We start from the raw sequence: 23,646 nt of genomic DNA, 5'->3' as shown, positions 1-23,646 counted from the left end.
GGCGGTCGGGCCTTCGGACAACCTCTCGGGACCGTAAGCTGAGGGAAAGTTTGTGAGCCGATCGAGCGTTTGCTCGACCGGCTCTTTTTGATTTAGGGCTTTGCCCGGCCAGCTCTTTTTGATTTAAAATACCTGCTCAGTTGTGATTTATGGTGCTGGGAGGCGCTTGTGGGCAAGGCTAAGGCTAAGGCGAAGAAAAAGACGACGGGGGCGCGGGCTAAGCGCGATCGTCGTCGGAAGCTTGCGACCGAGGCCCCCGCGTCTGCCGAGGAGCTACTGGCAAGCGTACCGGGACTTGACGCGCTGCAGGACGTTCCGGCGTTTGATGACCTGCCGGTCGATGAAGCTCAGCAGGCGGCATTTGACGACTTTTGCGCACATGCCGAGGAGCCCGAGCAGATGCAGCTTGGCGCCGTGGTGCGCTTGGATCGCGGGTTTCCGCTGGTGGCGGCTGCCAACGATACCTTCCGCGCCGAGCATGCCGTGGGGTTTGCTAAGTCGCGCGGCGAGGACGAGGTCCTGCTGCCCGCCGTGGGCGACCGTGTGGCGGTGCGCCGCGCTCCCGGGCACGATATGGGCGTGATTGAGTGCGTTCTGCCGCGCCGTACGAGCTTTGAGCGTTGGCGCGGCCGTGCCCGTGGAGAGCGTCAGGTGCTCTGCTCCAACGTGGATAGCGTGCTAATCGTGCAGGCGCTCGGTGCCGGTGAGGTGCTGCTCGACCGCGTGGCGCGCTCGCTGGTGTTGGCGCTCGACTGCGATGCCGAACCGGTGGTGGTGCTCACCAAAGCTGACCGCTGCGATGCCGAGGAGCTCGAGCGCGATCTGGACCGCGTGCGCCGCCTGGTAGGTCCGGACGTGCGCGTGATCGTGACGTCCTCTGCCGAGGGCCGCGGCCTGGACGAGGTTCGTTCCTGCGTGCCTGCCGGGAGCTGCGCCATGATTCTGGGCGAGTCGGGTGCCGGCAAGTCGACGCTGCTCAATGCGCTGCTGGGCCACGATACGTTGGCGACTGGCGGTGTGCGCGAACGCGACGACCAGGGCCGTCACACTACCGTCGCGCGCGTGATGGTGGCACTGCCGGGCGACGCCGGCGTGATCGCCGATGCCCCGGGCCTGCGCAGCTTACCGCTCGTGGGTCACGAGCGGGGTCTGGCGCGCGCCTTCCCCGAGATTGTCGAGGCATCGCGCGCGTGCCGGTTTGGCGATTGCACGCATACCCATGAGCCGGGCTGTGCCGTTCGCGAGGCCGAGGACGCCGGGCAGATCGACAGCCTGCGTTTGGAAACGTTCCAAAACCTGGCGTCATCCATGCGCGTGAGTGCTCAAATGCTCGATCCCGATGTCCATCTGTAATTGATTTTTCCTATGACAGCCGTCTCCCAACTGTTCGGGAGACGGCTTTTTTGCTGCGAAAAAGCCTCGAAACATGCAGTTTGCTGACGTGCTGACCAAAACCTTGCCACGAGCTTGACGGGCTGGTTAGTTTTTGGTCAGCGATTGGTTTGACATCGAAAACCGAGATCGCGATTGCGCCGCTTTGCACTCTGACCACCCAGACAATGGTGGTACGGGCATTCGCCCGGCACTGCCATGAGAGGAGCGGCCGTGAACAAGAGCAAGCGCATCGCCATCAGTCTGGTCGCGGGCGTGCTCGCTGCGCTGCTCTGTATGGTTTACGGCTCGTCGATCCGCTCGCAAGCCGAACAGGTCCAGGCTGAGACCTTGGCCAAGTACGGTGGCGATCGCGTCGAGGTATGCGTCGCGGCGCGCGATATCGATGTGGGCGAGACCCTCGATGAGACCAATGTCATAACCCAGGAATGGCTGACGAGCCTGTTGCCGCGTGACGCGGCGACCGAGCTGCGCCAGGTGCGCGGCGACGTGACGACTTCGCGTATTCCCAAAAACGCCGTGATCTGCAATGTCTACACCAAGGCCGAGAGTCACAAGCTCGAGGTGCCTAAGGGCAAGGTCGCCGTTTCGGTGGCGGTCGATGCCGAGCACTCGGTCGGCGGTGCTACGGGCGTGGGCAGCTACGTGGATGTGTATGTGCAAAAAGACGGCGTAACCGATCGGTTGTGCGGCGCGTACGTGATCGATACCAGTGAAGATTCCGGTGCCACGCGCGAGGGCAAGATCGAATGGGTGACGCTGGCGGCTGACCCCGAAGACGTCAAGGAACTGCTGGGAGCCTCGGGCAAGGGAATGGTCAGCTTGACGATTCCCGCCACGGCGCGCGGCAAAAAGAGCGGAGGCGACGAGTGATGAAGGCGATCTGGCTTGCGTGCTGCGCGTGTGGCGATTACGGGCTGTTGCAGCGGGAAGTCGAGGGCCGTGATGCGGGTGCACAGGTGCTTCGCGTGGGTGACCTGGGCGGGCTGGTTTCCATGGCGCGGGCGTTTCCGTCGCGCCGCGGGGCTGCCATCATCGCGGCGTCTCTGTTTGATATCGAAGATGTGCGCAAGACTGTCGCGCGCCTGACGGCCGAAGGCCGCGTGAGTCGCGTGGTCGTGTTGATAGAAGCGCTCGATCCGTCGGATATCGAGGGGCTGTTTCGCGCGGGGGCGACCGAGGTCATCGCTGCGCACAGTATATGCGGCAACGGGCGCGCGGGCGAGGGAGCGGTTGATTCCGATCGGCGCATGACGATTGAGCCCGATGCTTTTGTTGATAGGGAACCCGGGGCGCCTCGCGCTACAAGAGGCCCGCGTGTTGATGATTATGGAAAAGCGGAAGCCGAGCATGGTCGGCGCCCCCGGAACCCCCTTGTATACGATGACGCTGGAGGGCCGGCACAGCATGCTGGCGACTCCCCGGCTGTAGATATGGGATACGTGCACGGCGTGAATCTGGCGGATGAACTCGACGAAGTTGAGGGCTTTGCCGGGTGCGGCGAGTTGTCGCTGATGCAGCATGAGCAGATTGCACAGAACGAGCCTGCCTTGCAGACCGAACAAGCTGTCATGCCGGCTTGGACGCAGCGTGTGGTTGCGGCGGGGGAGACGGGGACGCTGTCGCCGACGCCCGCCCCGCCGCCTCCGATGCCGCCGGCAGACGCTGCCACTCCGCAGCATCGAGCTCCGGTCATCTGCGCCATTTCGGGTTCGGGCGGGTGCGGCAAGTCGACGATCGTTGCCACCATGGCACACACATCGTCGCTGTTGGGCTTGCGTGCCGCCGTGCTCGACCTGGACTTGATGTTTGGAAACCTTTACGACTTGTTAGGCGTCGATGCTCCGCGCGATATGGCGGCACTTATCGAGCCGTCGGCGGCGGGCGCGCTCACCGAGCCGGATATCGTAGCCACATCGATGCGCGTGGCGCCGGGCGTTACGCTCTGGGGTCCCGTCGCGGCGCCCGAGCAAGCCGAGCTCATGGCACGTCCGGTGGAGCTGCTGCTTGATGTCCTGCGTCGCGAATCCGACGTGGTCTTTATCGATACCTCGGTCTTTTGGGGCGATGCCGTGGCGGCTGCGGTGGCGGCGAGCGACCGTTGCCTGGTCATTGGCGATGCGGCGGTGTCGTCCGCGACATCGGCGTCGCGCGTCATTGAACTGGCAAGTCGAGTAGGTGTGCCGCGCACGCGCATGAGCGCCTTGTTCAACCGGTTCGGTGCGCGCGGGGCAGACGAGGACGTCGCCATGCGCTTTGAGATTGCCTGCGCGTTGAGCTCCAAGATTCGTATCGCCGATGGCGGGCAGGATCTCGCCGCGCTCATGGCGTTTGGGCGCGCTGACGAGGCAGTGGGGCAGACCAGCGCTTTTGCGACCAGCGTGCGCGAGGCCACGCGCGAGATGCTCGTGGAACTGGGGTGTGCCGTCGGCCCTTGGAGCGATATGGTCGCCGACCGTGCAACGCGTACCGAGCGTCCGCGTATCCGCCTTCCCTGGTCGCGCGAGGGTGATCAGCGATGAGCCTGCAAACGAGGATTAAGGCTGCCGGCGCAGCAGCGGCGGCAGCGCCTGTAGATGCGGGGCGTCGCCGTGCGGCGAAACGACGCACCAAGCGCGCCGTGATGGACCGCATGGGTTACGACGAAGTGGCGCGTATCAGCGCCTATATCGACCCGGCACTTGCCCGCTCGGAATTGCGTCCCGCGGTGGAGGCGGCGCTCAATATTGAGGAGCCGACCGATCTCGCGACGCCCGAGCGCGAGACCATCATCGACGAGATTTTGGATGACGTGGTGGGCTTGGGGCCGTTGCAGCCGCTCATCGAGGACGACACCGTTACCGAAATCATGATCAACGGCTGCCGCTCGGCTTTCTTTGAACGCGGCGGCGTCTTGTATCCCATCGAGCATGCGTTTGAGGATGATGAGCAGATCCGGGTGCTTATCGACCGCATCATCTCGCCACTTGGCCGCCGTATCGACGAGCGCAGCCCCATCGTCAACGCCCGCCTCAAAACGGGCTATCGCGTCAACGCGGTGATTCCGCCTGTGGCGATTGACGGACCGATTCTCACCATCCGAAAGTTCTCGGACCGTATCTGCTCGCTGGACGAGCTTGTGGGGCTGGGGTCGCTGCCGCTTTGGTATGCGCAGCTGCTGTCGTGCGCGGTGTCGCTGCGACAGGACCTGGCGGTTGCGGGAGGCACGGGATCTGGTAAGACCACTCTGCTCAACGCGTTGTCATGCGAGATCTCCACCGGCGAGCGCATCGTGACGATCGAGGACTCTGCCGAGCTCAAGTTTGCGCATCATCCGCACGTGGTGCGCCTAGAGGCGCGCGAGGCTTCAATTGAGGGCGAGGGCGCGGTGACGATCCGCGACCTGGTGACCAATGCCCTGCGCATGCGCCCCGACCGCATCGTGGTGGGCGAGGTGCGCGGTGCCGAGTGCTGCGACATGTTGCAGGCCATGAACACGGGCCACGACGGGTCGCTCACCACGCTTCATGCGGGTTCCGAGCAGGAGACCGTGGTGCGTCTGACGTTGCTTGCACGTTATGGCATCGATCTGCCGAGCGAGCTCATCGAGGAGCAGATTGCCATGGCGCTCGACGGCATCGTGATGTCCGAGCGCCACGCCGATGGCAGGCGCTTCGTCTCCTCGTATTCGGGGGTGCGTCGCGCCGCGTCGGGCGGCGTAGAGCTTGAGCGCTATGTGACTTTCGATGCCGCCGAGCGCACCTGGACGCTTGACCGCGAGCCGCCGTTTATCGCAGAAGGCCTGCGGTCGGGGACGCTCACACAAGAGGAGGTGGACGAATGGAGGTCGCTGTGCCCCTCGTCGTAGGGGGTTTGGCAGGGTTTTCTGTCGCGACGGCGTGCGGGGTGGAACCTCGTGTGCCGCAGGTGCCGCCGGCGGAGGTGGCGCGTCAGGCGCTCGAGACGGTGGCAGAGAAGCTGCCGCGTGAGCTGGTGGAAAACGATCTGCTGAAAAAGATCGCCCGTTCGTGGGCATCGCTGGCTCCGGCGCATCGCCTTGGCCTCGTGATCGAAGATGCTTCGGGGCGTTTGGCGTTTCTGCTGCTATCGAGCGGTGTCTGCTGCGTTTTACTAACGATGGTGTCGTTATCGCCCCTCGGATTTGCCTTGGGACTTGTTGCTCCGATTGCCGTTGGCGCCGCTCGGGATGGCTTTGAGAGCCGGCGCGAGCAACACGATGCAGAAGAGGCCATGCCCGAGGCGTTTACCGCACTTTCCATGTCGCTTGCCTCGGGACATTCGCTGACCCAGGGCATGCGCTTTGTGGGCGCTCATGCGCAAGAACCGGTGCATACCGAGTTTTTGCGGGTGGCGGCGGCGATCGATTGCGGCATCTCGGCGACCGACGCGCTCGATGACTTGCTCGTGCGCATCGACGCCCCCGGCCTTTCGCTTGTGACCTTGGCGCTTAAGGTGTCTCAGCGCACCGGTGCTCCGCTTGCCGACTTACTGTCCGAGGCGTCGAGCATGGTGGGGGAGCGTATTGAGCTCAAGCGCCGCCTGGATGTTAAGACGTCGCAGGCTCGCATGTCTGCGCATATGGTCGCGGCGATGCCGGCGGGCATGTGCGCGGTGTTGGCGCTGCTTTCGGCAGATTTTCGTCGCGGTCTTGCGACGCCTGCCGGCGCGGGCGCTGTGGTGCTGGGTCTTGCCCTCAACGCCGTTGCCCTGGTGGTTATCCGGCGCATTATGCGGGTGGAGCTATGAGCGCCCCGGTTGCAGTTGCGGCTTGCCTGTGCGCCCTGAGTGTATTTGTCGCGACGGGTTTGGATCGGGCGGATGCACGCAAGATCGCAGGGGCCTGCAAGCGCGAGGCGGTGCTGGTCGCTGCCGCCGGTCGCTCGGTGGTCGATGTCCTGACCGCGCGAGTGAAGGGCGCGGTTGGAGCGGGCGGCCCGGCGCGAGTGTCGCTCGGCGAAGTGTCCGAGATGATCGATGTTGTGCGCTTGGGTCTTTCGGCCGGCCTTTCGTTTGATGCGGCGCTTGAGATTTTCTGCGCCAACCGCCGGTCAGTGCTGGCTCTTCGCCTTGAGCGGGCCTGCATGGCGTGGCAGGTGGGCGTGGGCACGCGTGAGGACGAGTTGTTGGCCGCCGCGCGCGACCTGGACGTGCGAGCGCTCGAGACCTTTGCCATCACGGTGGGGCAGGCACTCGCCCTGGGTGCCCCACTTGCCGAGACACTGGCCGCTCAAAGTCGCGAGATCCGTGCGGCTCATCGCGCCGCGGTCGAGCGCGAGATCGAGCGTGCGCCCGTCAAGCTGCTGATTCCCACCGGCACGCTCATCTTGCCGGCGTTGCTTCTGTCCATATTGGGCCCGCTGCTGGGAGCAGGCGGGATGATGTAGGGAGGAATACATGAACACGATGGCTGACGTTGCTGGCAAGGTCTGGAGCTGGGCTGTTTGCCAGTCAATTCGCGCTCGCCAGCATGCCGGGGAGCTACTGCAGGAGGAGAGTGCGCAGGGCACCACCGAATACGCCATCTTGGTCGGCGTGCTCGTGGTGATCGCCATCATTGCCATTGTCGCATTTAAGGGCAAGGTCCAAGATCTATGGAACGCTATCAGCGAGGGCATCAACAGCCTGTAGAGGGCGAGCGCCCCATCGGGGTGCTGCTGGTGTTTGCTTGCCTGACCGTGGCGATAGCGGCGGTGCTTTGGGGGCTTAACGCCGCGCGGCAGCAGCGTCCTGGGGCCGCCTTCGATTCGGGCTCAGATTCGGCGGTGGCGTCTCAAAAAGATGAGATGCGAGATGCGGACGATTCGGATGTCGCTGTCACGGCGCAAACCTTTCTGCGGACGCTCGACAAGCGGTCTGGCACTGCGACGGATTCGCCTGAGGACAACGCGATTGCGGTCCGGCTTGCATGGTCCGAGGACCGACCGATGACCGAGGCAGCGGCGGATATGTTACGCGCCTACCGCGAGGTGCCAACGGCCCAGCTCGCCCTGAGCGGCTATCTCGATATTAAGGGTAACGTATGGGGCGCCATTGTGCGCGATGGGCGCGGCTGGGTCGATATGGTGACGGTTGCCGCGGATACTGGCGATGCTTCGTGTCGTCTGCGCGCGGTGCGCCTGGCCCCGCAAACAATAAGCTCAAAGGAGGGGTCGTGAAATGCATGACGTCCTGCGCGAGGAATCTGCCCAGGCGACGGTCGAATACGCCATCGTCACGGTGGCGCTGTTATCGATCGTGCTGGCGATTGCGGGGCTTTGGCGTGCTGGCACCGATGGGCACTTGGCGGCGCTGGTTGAGCGGGCGGCATCCCATGGCGTTGCCTCGACGTCGGTTATCGACGCCGCTGCGGGCGCTAAGGACATCGCGTTGTATTGATATCGCGCGCGAGGACCGGGCGCAGTCTACGGTCGAGGCTGCTTTTTTGCTGCCGACGTTTCTGATGCTCATTCTTCTCGCACTGCAACCGGTGTGTTTGCTCTATACGCGCGCGGTCATGGAGTCTGCCGCTGCCGAGACCGCGCGGCTCATGACCACGACGACGGCGGAGGACGACGATCTTAAGGAGTTCACCCGCCGCCGGCTTGCCGCAGTGCCCAACGTTTCGATCTTTCATGCCGGCGGGCCGTTGTCGTGGGATATCGAGCTTGGCCGGGCCGGTGCGGGTGGTGTCTCGTCCGTGTCCGTTTCCGGCGAGGTCAAGCCGTTGCCTGTGATCGGTGCGTTTGCGCAGGCTATGGGTGGTACCGCCGAGGGCGGCTACGTTGAGCTCAAGGTCGATGTCTCGTATCAATCGCGTCCCGAATGGCTGGAGGGAGATTATGATTCGTGGATTGCTGCATGGGATTAAGCGTTTCTGGTCTAGATGCGTTTTGACGCGCCGTCCGAGCTGCCATCGCAAGCGAGGCGGCTTTATGGGCCGCGCCGGTATCGACCTGTTTATCGAAGACGGTGCCTACACCACGCTTTCTTCTGCCGTGGTCATCCTAGTGGTGCTCACGTTGTTGTTTTCGTCGACCGCGGCGATATGGAGCATGTCGCGCGCGGGGGACACCCAGGTGGCGGCCGATAGCGGCGCGCTGGCGGGTGCCAACGTAGCGTCGTCCTATCACACGGCTGCCACGGTGGTTGATGCGAGCATCTTGAGTCTGGGGCTAGCGGGGTTTGCCACGATCGGGACGGGCCTGGTCGCCATCCTCATCCCGGGTGCCGAACCAGTTGCCGGCAATATGGTCGACACCGGGATTGAGATCATTAAAACGCGCAATAAGTTTGCCAAAAGCGCATCGGAAGGCTTGCAGAAAATCGAGACGGCTCTGCCGTATCTGATTGCCGCGCGTGCCACGCAGGCGGTGTCGGCGCAGGATACCGATAGTGTGACCTATACCGGTACGGCGCTTGCCGTTCCCAGGACGTCCGAGTCGGATTTCGTTGCGCTCGAGGGGTCCGAGATCTCGACCGATACCATCAAAGACACATCAGATGATTTAGGGCGTGCGGCCGAGGAGCTGCGGAAGGCTTCTGAGGACACGGCGAAGGCCAAAGAGCGCGCTTGGCTGGCGGATTGTGGCGGGTCGGACGAGAGTTCGATTGACAAGTACTCGTGTATGTGGGAGCGTGCGAAAAAACTAGCAGAACTATCTGACAGCCAGAACCGTCATGAAAAGTCGAGCATCACATGGGAGCCGCAAATAGCGCTCGATCGCGCGAAAACCTATTACCGACAGCGCTTGGCGAATGAAAAACCTCAGGGATCGAGCGTCGAGATGAAAGCGCAGTCAGCCGCTCGAAAAGCGTTCTATGCCTATGCGATTGAAGAGGTCGATCGAGCATACATAAAAGACGATGGCGAACGGTTTTCTGCCTATATCCCACTATTGCCGCGTGTCCCAAACGAGGTGCGGCCGACCGAACTTTACACCGATGCCGCATGGCCTGTAAGCAACAACGACGGCAGAACATACCTGCATTATGGAGTCGAATGCCCCGTCTATCAGAAAGGGACTCCGAGTGGGCTGGCATCTGTTGCTGATTATGATGGTCGTGATACATGCGAAGCGTGCGGCTTCGGCGTGGTTACGCTTGGAAGCGCCCTCATGCCGCCATCGTTCATCGAAAACGGCTTCGAGTACCACTTTGACAAGTTCAAAGAGGCTCTGGAAGACTACGTCGAATGCCGCAACAAAGAGCTCGAGCTCGAGCGTCAGACCGAAGACGAGGCCGATCGTGCGGGCAATACGTTTGACCAGGCCATCAAGGAGCTTTCGGGCGAGCGCCCGCGTATCGCTCCGCCCGGTCGCAACGGCGTGGTCGCCTTTGCGGTTTCGGGTGCCATCTCGATCCCCGATGAGCTCAACTCTTCGTTTAACACGGCAGTCAGGCTTGGCGATCGCGGTGCTATCTCTGCCGCGGTGTTGGCGCCCGATGAGGCGACGGCGCAAAACAACGTGCTTTCGCGATTTTTCTCGACATTGAAGGAACGCTCGGGCGGCGTTGCCGGCGTGCTCGACGGCGTCATGGATGTTTGGGGACGGCTGCTCGTAGGATACGGTGATATCCAAGGTTCGGCCGACGAACTTATGGACGAGATGATTAAAGGCCTAGGAGGGGGCAGCGGCGCGTTGGGCTCCATCGCATCGTGGCTCGGCGATACCGTTTCGGCGTCCGTGGCGGCGTTGGGTCTGGAGCCGTGCGACTTGCGCCTGCGAAAGCCAGTGCTGACCGATTCCGCCAATATCATTAAGAGTCCGGGGTCTGACATTGCTGGTTTCTCTCAAGCGCAAGACAAGCTGCGAGGTATTCCGTTGGGCGTGACCGATCCCAAGGCGCTTTGCGAGGCATTGGAATATCAAGTCGAACGCACCATTAGCGGTACGGTGTTCACGCTTGCGGAGATTCCTCTGCCCGGCGGCGGCTCCATCCCACTCACCGTCGATGTCGCCACGCTGGTTGGCGCTCTGGGCGGTGGGTCGTAATGAGTATCCGCATACGGCTGCGTGAGGAGCGCGCCCAAGCGACGGTGGAGATGGCAGTGGTTACGCCCGTTTTACTGGTGCTGGCGCTCATCGTGTACAACGTCATGGTCTTTGCCAGCGCTGTCGCGCGCTTCGACCGCGTGGTGCCCGACATCGTGCTGGCGCACGCTGTGGCGCCGGGCGGGGAGGGTGACGAGAGCTCTGCCGATGCCTCGGCGACGGTCCAGACTCAAATTCTGAATGCCATGGAAGGCTATGACTTACAGATCGAAGTGTCGAGCGAGCAAGGCGCGGAGGCATCGGATGGTGGCCTGCTCTCCCTATCCGGTACGTTTAGGACCTACACCTGCACCATGCACTATGAGCCGTGGCCGACTTCTCTCAGCATCGCTGGCGTTCCGCTGGGGGCGCCGACAACGTTGTCGCACGAGCGCGCGGTGACGGTCGATCCATGGCGCCCGGGGGTGGTCATGTGACCGCGGTCTCGTCCTACATCGCCTACGCGCGGGCACTCAATAGGCTGGGTTGGACGCCGGCCGAGTTTGTGGTGGCGGAGTCGTTTGTCGTGCGCCTGCGCGGCATGCTGGGACGGCATCCGGTTGCCGCCAACGGCCTGCCGCTCGTCATGGCGTTTCCACGCTGCTCTTCGGTCCATACGTGTTTTATGGCCTATCCCATCGACATCGCCTTCATCGATCGCGATGGCAATATCCTCGCGCGCTACGAAAACGTATGTCCCTGGTGTATGTGCTCCTGCCCCGGCGCCTGGGCGGTATTGGAACGCCCTTCAATCCTCGCTACACCTCCCGCCCTCCAACAAGTGCCGGCGTAAGAGATTGGCGACAGCGGACTTTCGTCATACGAAATTGGGTAAGATGGAGGAGAAGATGCATGGATGTTGAGATCCATCCGAACGCCAAAAAACACTTGACGGAAAAGCAGGTGCTTGGTGCCTGGTTCGCGGTTACTGAGTGCATTCGCCGCGAGTCGGAGGACGAGCCGCCGAGATGGCTTGCCATTGGATGGCTTCCAGATGGTCGAAGTGTGGAACTTGTTGCGGTCGAACTAATTCGTGGATGGCTCATTATTCATGCCCTGTCTCCGGTTCAGAAGAAATTCTGGCAAGAGATCGAGCGAGCTCGGCAGAGGGGTTGATGATGGGCAAGACGTATACGGCCGCTAATGGTCAGGTTGTAACGGATGAAATGATTGACGCGTGGTGCGAGTCGTACGAGCGCGGAGAGTTTCCGGATGGCGAACACACCGTTGGTGGGATCGTGCGTGGACGGCCCCCGCTCTCAGGTGAGGGGACGGCAACGCTGTCGGTCAAGATTCCTCTGGGAATGAAGGAGGCCATTCGTCGACGGGCGGCTGCCGAGGGGATGACGCCAAGTGAGTTTGCCCGTGCGGCTCTGAGTGAAAAACTTCTTGCTGCCGGCTGATGCCTCTGACGTGCCGATTTATAGAACCGAGGCTGTGCTCAAAATCTTTTTTAAAATTCTCGGTTGACCGGAACGCGTCCTTGGTTATACTAATCAAGCCTTGAAACAAGGCACACCTCAAATGGCTGGGTAGCTCAGTTGGTAGAGCAGAGGACTGAAAATCCTCGTGTCAGGGGTTCGATTCCCTTCCCCGCCACCTTGAATTGACTAGGACCTCTGCAAAGGGGTCCTTTTCTTTTATGCAGCCCCCACATGGAATCGAACCCCGTGAGGGCGCGGAGCTGAGTAAACGCGTAAGCGTTTGCCAGCGCAGCTCGCAAGGCGCGTAAGCGCCGCAGCGGTCCGTCCGCGCAGCGCGCGGACGCGATTCCCTTCCCCGCCACCTTGAATTGACTAGGACCTCTGCAAAGGGGTCCTTTTCTTTTATCGAGGACTCTGCGGAAATTGCGTCCCGGAATTTGGCTTCAGAGTGGGATGCGTTTTCCGCTTTGAGGCCGCTTGGAAAAGCACGACTCGGAATCCGGCGTCAGAATGGGACGTGCTTTCCTTTTTCGGTCTTTGGCGGAAACTGCGTCCCAGATCCCGCGCTCAGAACGGGATGCATTTTCCGGCCGCCTACTTCCGGCGCATATGTACATCTCGGCGCGCCATCTCGGGCCCGCCCAGATATTCCTCCCGCTTTTGCGCCACTTTACAGACCGTTCGGTCGTCTGTCCGCACGCGCGGGTATACTCAAAACGATACTTTTCCTGTGCAATACGATGCAGACTCAGCCTGCACGATCCGAAGGGGGCAGTGATGGAGAGGATACTCGGCGTTAATCTCTCTGGCTGGTTTATTCCCGAGCCTTGGGTGACCCCGTCGCTATACGCGGCGACCGGTGCATCCAACGCGGCCGAGCTGCAGGAGGCCATGGGCACCGCCGCCTATAACGAGCGCATGCGCCGTCATTACGAGACGTTTGTGAGCGAGGACGATTTCCGCCGCATGGCGCAGATTGGCCTCAATGCCGTGCGTCTGCCGGTACCCTGGTATGCCTTTGGCTCGCAGGAGTCCGATGCGTCCTACATCTCGGTTGTCGACTACATCGACCGTGCAATTGAGTGGGCTGCCAAGTACGACATCCGCGTGCTGCTTGATCTAGCAACTGTGCCCGGTGGCCAGGGCGATTCCAACGATTCGCCCGCCACGCCGGAGGCTGTTGCCGAGTGGCATTCGTCCACCAACGGTCGTCATGTCGCACTCGACGTGCTCGAGCGCCTGGCCGATCGCTACGGCGAGGCCGAGAGCCTGCTGGGCATTGAGCTGCTGGATACGCCGCAGATGAGTGTCCGCAAGAGCCTCTTCACCATGACGGATGGCATTCCTGCGCACTACCTGCGCAACTTCTATCGCGATGCCTATGAGCTCGTCCGTTCGTATATGCCCGAGGATAAGATCGTCGTCTTTTCGTCTTCGGGACATCCCAGCGAGTGGAAGCATTTTATGCGCGGCGCTAAGTACAAGAACGTCTACATGGACCTTCACCTGTACCATTACCGCGACGAGTATGCGCTCGATATCACGAGCCCCCGCGGGCTGACGACGGCGATTTCGCGTAACAAGCGCGAGCTTAAAGAAGCGATTTCGACTGGGTTCCCCGTGCTGGTGGGCGAATGGTCGGGCGCGGCGATCTTTGCCAACTCGTCGGTTACGCCCGAGGGCCGCAATGCCTACGAGCGCGTGTTTATCGCCAACCAACTGGCTTCGTTTGCACCGGCTGCCGGTTGGTTCTTCCAAACGTGGAAGACCGAGAAGCGCATTGCAGCATGGGACGCCCGCGCGGCGCTCGGTACGCTCGAGCGTGGCATGATTGAATAGGTTGATATGACGCAAAACAGCGCCCATACGGGCAAACTCTATGTGGTCGGCACGCCCATCGGCAACCTGGGCGACCTGTCCCCGCGCGTTGGCGAGGCGTTTGCCGCCGCCGATGCCATCTGCTGCGAAGACACGCGTGTGACGTCAAAGCTGCTGATGCACCTGGGCATTTCCAAGCCGCTTGTCCGTTGCGACGAGAATGTGATCGCCAGCCGCGCCGCCGGCCTAGTCGACCGTCTGCTGGCGGGGGAGACCCTCGCCTTTGCCTCGGACGCCGGCATGCCGAGCGTGTCCGATCCCGGCCAGGCGCTGGTCGAGGCGGCACGTGAGGCCGATGTGCCCGTAGAAGTTATTCCCGGGCCCTCTGCTTGCGTCACGGCGCTCGTTTCGTCCGGCATTCCCTGCGAGCATTTTTTCTTCGAGGGCTTTTTGGGCCGAAAGCACGGCGACCGTGTGCGCCGTTTGCAGCGCCTTGCCGTGGTGCCCGGCGCGCTCATCTTCTACGAGTCTCCACATCGCATCGTGGCGACGCTCGAGGCCGTGGTGGAGGTCTTTCCCCAGCGTGAGGTTGCCGTCTGCCGCGAGCTCACCAAGCTGCACGAGGAAGTCTTGCGCGGGCCCGCTGCCCAGCTTGCCGAGGAGCTGCGTGCTCGCGGCGAGGTAAAGGGCGAGATTGCGCTGGTCATCGCGCCGCCGAGCGAGGATGAGGAGGCCGGTGCCGTGCCGGTTGGCGCCGCGGCAGCGGATCACGACGAGGCCCTGCGCGAGGATATCCGCGCCGCGCTCGAGGAGGGGGAGCCCGCGTCTGCAGTGGCCAAGCGCCTGTCTCAGAAGTATTCGCGCCGCAAGCGCGATGTCTATGCCATGGTGCTCGATATGCAATAGATGGAGGATATCCAGCCCTTGCGCTAGAATCATCCTCTGTATGCAACGTTTTTCTGGAGGACAAACCCCATGGATCAAAGCAAGCCTTCGTTCTTTATCACGACGCCCATCTACTACGTCAACGCCGATCCGCACCTGGGCACGGCTTATTCCACCATCATCGCCGACGTTCAGGCCCGTTATCGTCGCTCCGCCGGCTATAACGTCAAGTTCCTGACCGGCATGGACGAGCACGGCGAGAAGGTCGCCGAGGCCGCAGCCAAGCATGGCATGACGCCGCAGGAGTGGACCGACAGCCAGGCCCCGCACTTCAAGGAGCTTTGGAGCAAGCTCGAGATTTCCAACGACGACTTCATCCGCACCACCGAGCCGCGCCAGCATCATGCCGTGCAGTACCTGTGGGAGCGCATGAAGGAGTCCGGCTACCTGTATAAGGGCAGCTACGACGGTTGGTATTGCGTGCCTGACGAGACCTACTTCACCGATACGCAGGTCCAGAAGGGCGACGAGGAGTACGGCAGCGTCGGCCAGCACCTGTGCCCCGACTGCCACCGTCCGCTTGAGCGCGTGCAGGAGGAGTCCTACTTCTTTAAGCTTTCCGCTTTCCAGGACAAGCTGCTCAAGCTCTATGACGAGCACCCCGACTTTGTCGAGCCTGCGTTCCGCATGAACGAGGTACGTAGCTTTGTCGAGGGCGGCCTTAATGACCTTTCCGTGAGCCGTACGAGCTTTGACTGGGGCATTCAGGTCCCGTTTGACGAGGGTCACGTGACCTACGTGTGGTTCGATGCGCTGCTCAACTATATGACGGCCGTCGGCTACGGTGTCGACACCGACGAGGCGCGTGCCGAGCTGGCCTATCGCTGGCCCGCGCAGTTCCACATCGTGGGTAAGGACATCATCCGCTTCCACTGCGTCATTTGGCCCGCCATGCTCATGGCCATCGGCGAGGCCCTGCCCGAGCACGTCTTTGCCCACGGCTTCCTGACCGTGCGCAATGCCGAGACCGGCAAGGCCGAGAAGATGTCCAAGAGCCGCGGCAACGCCATCGCTCCGCAGGACGTTATCGACATGCTGGGCGTCGAGGGCTATCGCTACTACTTTATGACCGACGTCGTCCCTGGCACTGACGGTGCCATCAGCTTCGACCGCATGGAGCAGGTCTACAACGCCGACCTGGCCAACAGCTGGGGCAACCTCATCTCGCGTTCGCTCAACATGAGCGGCAAGTATTTTGACGGTTGCGCGCCCGCCAAGCCCGCGTCGTTCGATGCGTTCGAAAACCCGCTGGCAAAGATCGCCGATGGCCTGGTCGAGCGCTACATGGCCAAGATGGACGTGCTCGATTACGGTGGAGCCAAGGACGAGGTCATGGAGCTCATCCATGCCGCCAACCACTACATCGAGGACTCCGAGCCCTGGGCGCTTGCCAAGGACGAGACCAAGGCTGACGAGCTGGCATTTGTGATCTACAACCTGCTCGAGGCTATCCGCATTGCCGCTCACCTGCTGATGCCGCTCATGCCCCAGACTTCTGCCGAGGCCCTGCGCCGCCTGTCGTGCGAGGACGAGGCCGCGAGCGACGACCTCAAGGGCATTTGCGCTTGGGGCTTGCTTGCCGGTGGTCAGCCCGTCGAGAAGGGCGAGCCGCTGTTCCCGCGTCTGGGCTAAGCCGCCGCGCGCCATATCGGCAATTTGCTGTTTAGATGTAAGGGCATGGCCGCAACGGTCCATGCCCTTTTGTTTCAAGACGCCGCCACCATGCTAAGGAGGCAACTATGACAACTTCGCCTTTGGCAAACCCCACGGCAACAAGGGAGCTGCTGGAGGAGTTTGGCCTTGCGACCAAGCATCGCCTGGGCCAGAACTTCCTGATCGACAACCATGTAATTGAGCGCATTTGCGAGCTTTCCGAGCTTGCGGGCGATGAGCGCGTGCTCGAGGTCGGTCCGGGCGTTGGTACGCTCACGCTTGCGCTGCTGCAGGAGGCGGCGTGCGTCACGTCGATCGAGGCCGACCCCGAGCTCGAGCCGGTGCTCGATGCCCATGCCGCTGACTACGCCAACTTCCGCTTTATCATGGGCGACGCGCTTAAGGTGGGCCCGGAGCAGATTGAGCAGGCTGCCGGCGGCGAGCCCACGGTATTTGTCGCGAACCTGCCCTATAACGTGGCGGCGACGATCATCCTGCAGTTCTTCCAGACGATGCCCGCGCTCAAGCGCGCCGTCGTCATGGTTCAAAAGGAGGTTGCCGATCGCATTGCCGCAGTGCCGGGCAACAAGACCTATGGCGGCTATACGGCAAAGCTCGGCCTGTATGCGCAGGTGACGGGTCGCTTTGAGGTGCCGCCGCGTTGCTTTATGCCGGCGCCGCACGTGGACTCGGCCGTCGTGCGTATCGACCGTGTTGACGGCGTGGTGCCCGAGGGGCTCGATCGCGAGTTCGTGGCTCGTGTGATCGACGCTGCGTTTGCCCAGCGCCGCAAAACCATTCGCAACTCCATGAGCGCCAACGGCTTTGCCAAGGACGTACTCGATGCCGCCTTTGAGGCTTGCGGTATCGCGCCCACTACGCGCGCCGAGACGCTTGATGTTGCCGACTTTGTCCGCCTGGCCCAGGAGCTAATCCATGATGCCTAATGCCGCACGCGTGACGTTTACCAAGAAAAAGAAGACGGTCGCCTGCCCCGTGCCCTTGGCACCGCTTGCCGACACGCATGCGCATCTGCTTTCGTTTTGGGGCAAAGAAGTGCCCGAGACGCTCGTGCGCGCCAAAGCCGCGGGTGTCGACCTGTTGGTGACGATGTTCGACCCCATCGCTGACAAACGCAGCGTGACGGACTATAGCGACTGGCTCGTGCGCGAAATTCTGCCGATGCAGGATATCCCGCAGATCAAGTATCTTGCCGGCGTGCATCCGTATGGCGCGCCGGACTATACCGACGACGTTCACGCACAGGTCGTTGCCGCACTCGATGACCCCTTATGCGCCGGTATTGGCGAAATCGGCCTGGACTATCACATGGACTATGACGACGATATCGCGCCGGCACCCCATAACGTGCAGATTGACTGCATGGCGCGCCAGCTCGAGCTTGCCGTGTGCCGTAACGTGCCGGTGGAGCTGCACCTGCGTCACGAGGACTCGGATGGGGAGCGCACCTCGCACGTGGACGCCTACAACGTGCTTCGTGAGGTGGGCGTGCCCCAGGCCGGTTGTGTGCTGCACTGCTTTGGCGAGGACCGCGCCACGATGGAGCGCTTTGTGGAGCTGGGCTGCTATATCGCCTATGGTGGTGCGGCCACCTTTAAGCGCAACGACGACGTGCGCGAGGCATTTGCGGCAACCCCACTCGATCGAATTTTGTTCGAGACGGATTGCCCGTATATGGCTCCGGAGCCCATCCGCGGTCTTGAATGCGAGCCCGCAATGATCTCCATTACGGCAAACGCGCTGGTTAACGACCGTGTCGATCGCACTGGTGAGGATGCCGAAACAATCGCGCAAGCCGCTTGGGAAAATGCTCGCAAACTTTTTCAAAAATAGTTCTTGCGTTCGTGGTGGCGCTCCGTTATTCTAATTCCTGCACGCGGGCGTGGCGGAATTGGCAGACGCGTACGGTTCAGGTCCGTATGGGGGCAACCCCATGAAGGTTCAAGTCCTTTCGCCCGCACCATTAGATGAAAGAGCTCCCAGCAATGGGAGCTTTTTTGTTATGGGCCCATCGCAGGGACTTGAACCTGCGAAGGAGCGAGCGTAAAGAAAACGCGGAGCGTTTTTAGCGAGCTGGCGAGGACGCCGGCAGGCGGCCGAAGCCGGTGCGGATCCGCGAAGCGGATACGCGGACGTCCTTTCGCCCACACCATTAAATGAAAGAGCCCCCAGCAATGGGGGCTTTTTTGTTATGCACGATCTCCTTGGACGGGTATCCTAATGCCAACGTGTGCCTATCAGAGGAGAGACCATGCTGTTGTCCGGTATCATCGCCGCCCTTACCAGCCTTTTGATTCCCATCATCATCCTGTTGCTGCTGCTTCCTAACGCCTGCTATGTCGTTGAACAACAGCATGCCGTGATCATCGAGCGTCTGGGCAAGTTTAACCGCATCGTCAACGCGGGCTTCCACATGAAGGTGCCCGTGATCGACCGCAAGGCCGCCACGGTGAGTCTGCGCACCATGAAAAACGGTTTTGGCATCGACGTTAAGACCCAGGACAACGTGACCATCGGCCTTGAGGTCTCTGCTCAGTACCACGTGAGCTATGACATGGGCGCCGGCCCGGCAGATTCGGGTATCTACAAGAGCTACTACATGCTGCAGGAGCCCGTCGACCAGATGCGTGACTTCATCACCGACGCCCTGCGCTCTTCGATCCCCGTCTACACACTCGATGAGGTCTTTGCCAAGAAGGATGACATCGCCAAGGATGTCAACGCTACCGTTTCCGAGCAGATGGCCGCCTACGGCTTCACCCTCGTGTCGACGCTCATCACCAAAATCGCACTGCCGACCGAGGTCGAGAACTCCATGAACGACATCAACGCCGCCCAGCGCAAGCGCGCTGCGGCACAGGAGCTCGCCGAGGCCGACCGCATCAAGCGCGTCACCGAGGCGACCGCCGAGGCCGAGGCTATGGAAAAGGCGGGCGAGGGCATCGCCAACCAGCGCAAGGCCATTGCACTGGGTATCAAAGATTCGCTCGAGATCATCCAGGAGACGGGTGTCGGCAATGACGAGGCCAACCAACTGTTCATGTTTACGCAGTGGTCCGAGATGATGACGGAGTTCGCTCGCACGGGTAAAACCTCGACGGTCGTGCTGCCGAGCGACTTTTCGCAGTCGGCCTCTATGTTCGAGCAGATGCTGGCTGCCGGTAAGGTTCAGAACGAGTCAAAGGAGTAGACACGCGTGAAATACACCGTCGTTTGTGTTGGCAAGCTCAAAGAGCGCTTTTGGAAGGACGCGTGCGCTGAGTACACCAAGCGCCTAGGCGCCTATGCCAAGGTGGATATCCGCGAGGTGGCCGATATCGACCCGGCTAAGGCGGGCGGCGTGGATGCCGCGCGCGACAAGGAGGGGGCGGCAATTCTTGCTGCATTGCCGTCTCGAGCGCATGTGATCCTGCTGGCTATCGAGGGCAAGGAGCGTTCGAGTGAGGAGCTCTCGGTGAGGCTCGACGATCTTATGTTGCGAGGCAGCAGCGACATCGCCTTTGTGATTGGCGGTTCGGACGGCGTGAGCGATGAGGTGCGCGCCCGCGCCGACGAGATGCTCAGCTTTGGACGCATTACCTTGCCGCATAACTTGGCGCGCGTGGTGCTGCTGGAGCAAATCTACCGCGCCTGCAAGATCAGCCGTGGCGAGCCGTATCACAAATAGGTCGGCAATACGAAACAATGGCGTGGGACAATAGCTTTCGTTTTGAAGAGCGTGTCTGAGAGGACTATGAGATATGAAGATTGGATTTGTCGGTTTTGGCAATATGGCGAGCGCTATGGCCGATGGCTGGATCGCTGCCGGTGTAGCTGCGAGCGACATGTGCGCCTGCGCGGGTCGCTACGACGCACTGGTTGAGCGCTGCGAGGCGCGCGGCATGGTCGCCTGCCACGATGCCGCCGAGGTTGTCGCCGCATCCGATATCGTGGTCGCTGCGGTCAAACCGTACATGATCGAGAAGGTATTCGCCCCGCTCAAGGATGCTCTTGCCAAAAAGGTCGTTCTGTCGGTTGCCTGGACCTGGGACAGTGCCAAGTGGGAGCAGGTCCTGCCGGGCGTCGCGCATATCTCGACGGTGCCCAACACACCGGTTTCGGTGGGCGAGGGCGTCATCGCTTGCGAGAAGGCTTCCACGCTTAGTGATGAGCAGAGCGCCGTGGTGCTTGATCTGCTTGGCAAACTCGGTGCGGTGGTCGAGCTCGATACGAGCCTGCTGTTTGTGGGCGGCACGGTGGGTGGTTGCGCTCCGGCATTTGTCGCCATGGCAATCGAGGCCCTGGGCGATGCGGCGGTCAAGCACGGTATCCCGCGTGCCGATGCCTATCGCATTGTGAGCCAGATGGTGTTGGGTACGGCAAAGCTGCAGCTTGCAACTGGCCAGCATCCTGCGGCGATGAAGGATGCCGTATGCTCGCCCGGTGGTGCCACCATCAAGGGCGTCGTTGCGCTCGAGGACGCCGGCATGCGCAGCGCCCTGGTCAAGGCAATCGACGCAACTCTCCAGTAAAACCGACCAAAAAAAGGACGGGTTTATTTTTGGCAGGTATTTTCTGCGGTTTTGTCCTTTTAGCGAAAAGCGCCCCGCAACTGGCTCAATTCCAGTTGCGGGGCGCTTGCGTTTGCCCAGATAAAACAGACCAAAATAAACCTGTCCCTTTTTGGCAGGTTAGTCCCAGAAGCTGTCTTCCTCATCCTCGGACTTGGGTCCGCGGTCGACGTACATCTTATGGGTACGCTTCTCCATTACAAAGGCAAGAATCGCAAATAACAGGATGCCGCCGGCGAAAAGGATGGCAAAACCGGTGCGGGTGCCAAACAAAAAGGAAAAAACTGCGTCCATTGGGTGCCTTCTTGCGTAGTTGAGTTGGGTCGTAAACGCTCATAAGTATATACTTGCCCATACATGTACAAGGTTGCAACCTAAATGGAATGTATATCGCCGGAGGATCTAATGCTTGATATCAAGTTTGTTCGCGAGAACCCCGATGCCATCGATGTTGCCATGGCTAACCGCCAGACGTCTTGGGATCGCGAGAAGTTCTTTGAGCTCGACGACGAGCGCCGTGCCGTCATCACCGAGGTCGAGGAGCTCCAGGCTACGCGCAATGCCGAGTCCAAGAAGATCGGCGCCCTGATGAAGGAGGGCAAGAAGGACGAGGCCGAGGCCGCCAAGGAGGCCGTGCGCGCCGTCAACGAGAAGATTGACGGTCTGGCCGAGCGCCGTACCGCTCTCGAGCAGGAGCAGTACGACTTCATGGCTCACCTGCCCAACATTCCTTGCGAGGCCACGCCGTACGGCAAGGACGAGGACGAGAATATTGAGCGCCGTCGTTGGGGCACCCCGCGCGAGTTCGACTTCGACTTTAAGCCGCATTGGGATCTGGGCACCGATCTGGACATCCTCGACTTCGAGCGCGGCAACAAGCTCTCCGGCAGCCGTTTTACCGTTCTCGGTGGCGCTGGCGCCCGCCTGGAGCGCGCCCTCATCAACTTCTTCCTCGATACGCACACCAGCCGTGGTTTTAAGGAGTGGTGGCCGCCCATCGTCGTCAAGCGTCAGACCATGTTTGGCACGGGTCAGCTGCCCAAGTTCGAGGACGACGCCTACCACGTCTCGGGCGACAACTTCCTGATTCCCACCGCCGAGGTCGTGCTCACCAACCTGCACGCCGGCGAGGTCCTCGACGCCGACACCCTGCCGCGCCGCTACACCGCCTTCACCCCCTGCTTCCGCGAGGAGGCCGGTTCCGCCGGTCGCGACACCCGCGGCATCATCCGTCAGCACGAGTTCGACAAGGTCGAGATGGTCAAGTTCGCTAAGCCGGAGGAGTCCGACGAGGAGCTCGAGAGCATGACCGCCGAGGCCGAGTACCTGCTGCAGCAGCTGGGCCTTCCGTATCGCGTGATTAGCCTGTGCACCGGCGACTTGGGCTTCTCTGCCCGTCAGACCTACGACGTCGAGGTTTGGCTGCCGAGCTACAACGCCTACAAGGAGATCAGCTCCTGCTCCAACTGCGGTGACTTCCAGGCTCGCCGCGCCAACATCAAGTATCGCGACCCCGAGAACTTCAAGGGTTCGCGCTACCTGCACACCCTCAATGGTTCCGGCCTGCCGGCCGGCCGCACCATGGCCGCCATTCTGGAGAACTACCAGAACGTCGACGGCACCATCACGATTCCCGAGGTTCTGCGTCCTTACATGGGCGGCCTCGAGAAGATCGAGCCGGTCGCGTAACTTGCCTGCATAGGGGATATGCAAGGGCGCTCCTTCGGGGGCGCCCTATTTCGTGCGCAGGTCCATACCATGCCGTGCGGACAGCTCAATAGAAAACACACGAACAACTGTTCTGTATACAGCCATCTACCTGCTATGCTTTTGCTAAATAAGAGCGAGAGAAAGGGGACGCGATGGAGCTGTTTGATGATCGGGTGGTTTTGTTTGAGAGCGACGAGGGCGGGGAGTACCTGCTTGTAACGTGTGAGCCGTCTGGCATGGGCGGCCTGGTGGTTCAGCAGACGAGTGAGGGTCCGTTGACACAATGGTGCTTTGAGGAGTCGCCGCATGTGGTCGAGACGTTTGTGGCGCACGAGGGGCTTGTGGCGCTGGAGCAATTCTATGGAGTTGGGACTTCCAACCAGGTCGCGCGCATGCTGAGTATCTCGTTTGCCGATTATGATTGTGCCCAGCGGGTGAGATCGCTCCTGAGGGAACTTGATGCCAAGTTCGACGTGATCGAAAAGCCAATCGATCGTACGGGGAACAGCGGTATATGCGGAGCAGCATGACAAAACTGCGTTCCACAAAAAAGTTTGAGATTGTGCTTGACTCCAATAAGCTAAAGTGGTTTTATATATCTTGCGCTGCGGCGTTACCTCAGCTGGATAGAGGGTCTGACTACGAATCAGAACGTCATAGGTTCGAATCCTATACGCCGCACCAATTGAAATCGAAAGCCTCCGGCAACGGGGGCTTTTCTTTTACGTCGGCACTGCATGGATTCGAACCTCGGTCGAGGCGCGGGCGTAAAGAAAACGCGGAGCGTTTTTAGCCCGCGGGCGAGCGCGCCGGCAGGCGGGCGAAGCCGGTGCGGATCCGCGAAGCGGATGCGCGGAATTCTATACGCCGCACCAATCGAAATTGAAAGCCTCCGGCAACGGGGGCTTTTATTTTATGGCGGTATCCCATGGATCCGAATCTCGGTCGAGGCGCGGGCGTCTCAATCATCACTTCGTAAAATTTTTCCAAATTGTCGCTTGACCCATCGAGGGGTCACGTGCATAATAATCCGTGCGTTGCGGCGTTACCTCAGCTGGATAGAGGGTCTGACTACGAATCAGAACGTCATAGGTTCGAATCCTATACGCCGCACCAATTGAA

The 23,646-nt window shown here is 61.2% G+C and carries 26 protein-coding genes and 4 tRNA genes; 29 read left to right on the top strand and 1 reads right to left on the bottom strand.

The window, feature by feature from the left end; all coding sequences use genetic code 11:
* The first annotated feature begins 399 nt into the window (after positions 1-399).
* From rsgA to proC, 25 genes are all read left to right on the top strand, one after another.
* Positions 400-1,353: a ribosome small subunit-dependent GTPase A gene (rsgA, locus tag AB5767_RS04830; protein WP_438265969.1), complete on the top strand. Its 954-nt coding sequence runs from the start codon at positions 400-402 to the stop codon at positions 1,351-1,353.
* A gap of 252 nt (positions 1,354-1,605) precedes the next feature.
* Positions 1,606-2,265 carry a Flp pilus assembly protein CpaB gene (cpaB, locus tag AB5767_RS04825; RefSeq protein ID WP_368131676.1) on the top strand — a complete coding sequence of 220 codons (660 nt, stop codon included), beginning with the start codon at positions 1,606-1,608 and terminating at the stop codon, positions 2,263-2,265.
* On the top strand, positions 2,265-3,914 hold the full coding sequence (locus tag AB5767_RS04820) for a nucleotide-binding protein (RefSeq protein WP_368131674.1): 1,650 nt from the start codon (positions 2,265-2,267) through the stop codon (positions 3,912-3,914). The genes cpaB and AB5767_RS04820 overlap by 1 nt, the downstream gene beginning before the upstream one ends.
* Entirely contained in the window at positions 3,911-5,239 is a 1,329-nt protein-coding gene (locus AB5767_RS04815) for a TadA family conjugal transfer-associated ATPase (protein ID WP_368131672.1), read from the top strand. The genes AB5767_RS04820 and AB5767_RS04815 overlap by 4 nt, the downstream gene beginning before the upstream one ends.
* A gap of 38 nt (positions 5,240-5,277) precedes the next feature.
* Positions 5,278-6,138: a type II secretion system F family protein gene (locus AB5767_RS04810; protein WP_368131671.1), complete on the top strand. Its 861-nt coding sequence runs from the start codon at positions 5,278-5,280 to the stop codon at positions 6,136-6,138.
* On the top strand, positions 6,135-6,776 hold the full coding sequence (locus AB5767_RS04805) for a type II secretion system F family protein (protein WP_368131669.1): 642 nt from the start codon (positions 6,135-6,137) through the stop codon (positions 6,774-6,776). The genes AB5767_RS04810 and AB5767_RS04805 overlap by 4 nt, the downstream gene beginning before the upstream one ends.
* Before the next feature lie 10 nt (positions 6,777-6,786).
* Positions 6,787-7,020, top strand: a complete 234-nt coding sequence (locus AB5767_RS04800; protein ID WP_368131668.1) for a hypothetical protein — start codon at positions 6,787-6,789, stop codon at positions 7,018-7,020.
* Entirely contained in the window at positions 6,984-7,547 is a 564-nt protein-coding gene (locus AB5767_RS04795) for a hypothetical protein (RefSeq protein ID WP_368131666.1), read from the top strand. The genes AB5767_RS04800 and AB5767_RS04795 overlap by 37 nt, the downstream gene beginning before the upstream one ends.
* A 1-nt stretch (position 7,548) precedes the next feature.
* A complete protein-coding gene (locus AB5767_RS04790; protein ID WP_055285909.1) occupies positions 7,549-7,767 on the top strand; it encodes a hypothetical protein in 219 nt (72 codons plus the stop codon).
* Complete coding sequence (locus AB5767_RS04785; protein WP_082421851.1) at positions 7,703-8,239, top strand: TadE/TadG family type IV pilus assembly protein; 537 nt, start codon at positions 7,703-7,705, stop codon at positions 8,237-8,239. Before AB5767_RS04790 ends, AB5767_RS04785 begins: the two co-directional genes overlap by 65 nt.
* Positions 8,211-10,364: a hypothetical protein gene (locus AB5767_RS04780; protein ID WP_368131664.1), complete on the top strand. Its 2,154-nt coding sequence runs from the start codon at positions 8,211-8,213 to the stop codon at positions 10,362-10,364. The genes AB5767_RS04785 and AB5767_RS04780 overlap by 29 nt, the downstream gene beginning before the upstream one ends.
* Positions 10,364-10,840, top strand: coding sequence for a hypothetical protein (locus AB5767_RS04775; RefSeq protein WP_368131663.1), 477 nt, complete (start codon positions 10,364-10,366; stop codon positions 10,838-10,840). Before AB5767_RS04780 ends, AB5767_RS04775 begins: the two co-directional genes overlap by 1 nt.
* A complete protein-coding gene (locus tag AB5767_RS04770) occupies positions 10,837-11,196 on the top strand; it encodes a DUF192 domain-containing protein (RefSeq protein WP_368131661.1) in 360 nt (119 codons plus the stop codon). Before AB5767_RS04775 ends, AB5767_RS04770 begins: the two co-directional genes overlap by 4 nt.
* Before the next feature lie 59 nt (positions 11,197-11,255).
* Positions 11,256-11,519, top strand: coding sequence for a hypothetical protein (locus tag AB5767_RS04765; RefSeq protein ID WP_152067500.1), 264 nt, complete (start codon positions 11,256-11,258; stop codon positions 11,517-11,519).
* A 2-nt stretch (positions 11,520-11,521) separates the two neighbouring features.
* Entirely contained in the window at positions 11,522-11,806 is a 285-nt protein-coding gene (locus AB5767_RS04760) for a ribbon-helix-helix domain-containing protein (RefSeq protein WP_099432624.1), read from the top strand.
* A gap of 123 nt (positions 11,807-11,929) precedes the next feature.
* Positions 11,930-12,002, top strand: a tRNA-Phe gene (locus tag AB5767_RS04755).
* A 602-nt stretch (positions 12,003-12,604) separates the two neighbouring features.
* The gene (locus tag AB5767_RS04750; RefSeq protein ID WP_161115712.1) at positions 12,605-13,666 is read left to right on the top strand and encodes a glycoside hydrolase family 5 protein; all 1,062 of its coding nucleotides are present in this window, start codon (positions 12,605-12,607) and stop codon (positions 13,664-13,666) included.
* Positions 13,667-13,672: 6 nt separating this feature from the next.
* A complete protein-coding gene (rsmI, locus tag AB5767_RS04745) occupies positions 13,673-14,551 on the top strand; it encodes a 16S rRNA (cytidine(1402)-2'-O)-methyltransferase (protein ID WP_161115711.1) in 879 nt (292 codons plus the stop codon).
* Positions 14,552-14,620: 69 nt separating this feature from the next.
* Positions 14,621-16,222 carry a methionine--tRNA ligase gene (gene metG / locus AB5767_RS04740; protein WP_117848154.1) on the top strand — a complete coding sequence of 534 codons (1,602 nt, stop codon included), beginning with the start codon at positions 14,621-14,623 and terminating at the stop codon, positions 16,220-16,222.
* A gap of 107 nt (positions 16,223-16,329) precedes the next feature.
* The gene (gene rsmA, locus AB5767_RS04735) at positions 16,330-17,190 is read left to right on the top strand and encodes a 16S rRNA (adenine(1518)-N(6)/adenine(1519)-N(6))-dimethyltransferase RsmA (RefSeq protein ID WP_368131658.1); all 861 of its coding nucleotides are present in this window, start codon (positions 16,330-16,332) and stop codon (positions 17,188-17,190) included.
* Entirely contained in the window at positions 17,180-18,097 is a 918-nt protein-coding gene (locus AB5767_RS04730; RefSeq protein WP_368131657.1) for a TatD family hydrolase, read from the top strand. The genes rsmA and AB5767_RS04730 overlap by 11 nt, the downstream gene beginning before the upstream one ends.
* 43 nt (positions 18,098-18,140) lie before the next feature.
* Positions 18,141-18,227 (top strand) — tRNA-Leu (locus AB5767_RS04725).
* A 288-nt stretch (positions 18,228-18,515) separates the two neighbouring features.
* A complete protein-coding gene (locus tag AB5767_RS04720; protein ID WP_022094529.1) occupies positions 18,516-19,454 on the top strand; it encodes an SPFH domain-containing protein in 939 nt (312 codons plus the stop codon).
* 6 nt (positions 19,455-19,460) lie between these two features.
* Positions 19,461-19,931, top strand: coding sequence for a 23S rRNA (pseudouridine(1915)-N(3))-methyltransferase RlmH (gene rlmH, locus AB5767_RS04715; protein WP_368131655.1), 471 nt, complete (start codon positions 19,461-19,463; stop codon positions 19,929-19,931).
* 73 nt (positions 19,932-20,004) lie between these two features.
* Entirely contained in the window at positions 20,005-20,775 is a 771-nt protein-coding gene (gene proC, locus AB5767_RS04710; RefSeq protein WP_055285927.1) for a pyrroline-5-carboxylate reductase, read from the top strand.
* A gap of 159 nt (positions 20,776-20,934) precedes the next feature.
* On the opposite strand, the gene AB5767_RS04705 is transcribed toward proC, so the two are convergent.
* A complete protein-coding gene (locus AB5767_RS04705) occupies positions 20,935-21,108 on the bottom strand; it encodes a DUF6724 family protein (protein ID WP_006235069.1) in 174 nt (57 codons plus the stop codon).
* Between the two features lie 111 nt (positions 21,109-21,219).
* On the opposite strand from AB5767_RS04705, the gene serS reads away from it, so the two are divergent.
* From serS to AB5767_RS04685, 4 genes are all read left to right on the top strand, one after another.
* Positions 21,220-22,503 carry a serine--tRNA ligase gene (serS, locus tag AB5767_RS04700; protein WP_368131653.1) on the top strand — a complete coding sequence of 428 codons (1,284 nt, stop codon included), beginning with the start codon at positions 21,220-21,222 and terminating at the stop codon, positions 22,501-22,503.
* Positions 22,504-22,676: 173 nt separating this feature from the next.
* Positions 22,677-23,054 (top strand): hypothetical protein, encoded by a 378-nt coding sequence (locus AB5767_RS04695; RefSeq protein ID WP_368131652.1) that lies wholly within the window; start codon positions 22,677-22,679, stop codon positions 23,052-23,054.
* 77 nt (positions 23,055-23,131) lie between these two features.
* Positions 23,132-23,208, top strand: a tRNA-Arg gene (locus AB5767_RS04690).
* A gap of 355 nt (positions 23,209-23,563) precedes the next feature.
* Positions 23,564-23,640, top strand: a tRNA-Arg gene (locus tag AB5767_RS04685).
* Positions 23,641-23,646: the final 6 nt, after the last annotated feature.

Origin of the sequence: Collinsella aerofaciens (assembly GCF_040926265.1) — a bacterium.
In the GTDB taxonomy this organism is placed as follows: domain Bacteria; phylum Actinomycetota; class Coriobacteriia; order Coriobacteriales; family Coriobacteriaceae; genus Collinsella; species Collinsella aerofaciens_BB.
The sequence above is the reverse complement of the archived record's forward strand: the minus strand, read 5'-3'. Positions and strand labels throughout refer to the sequence as shown.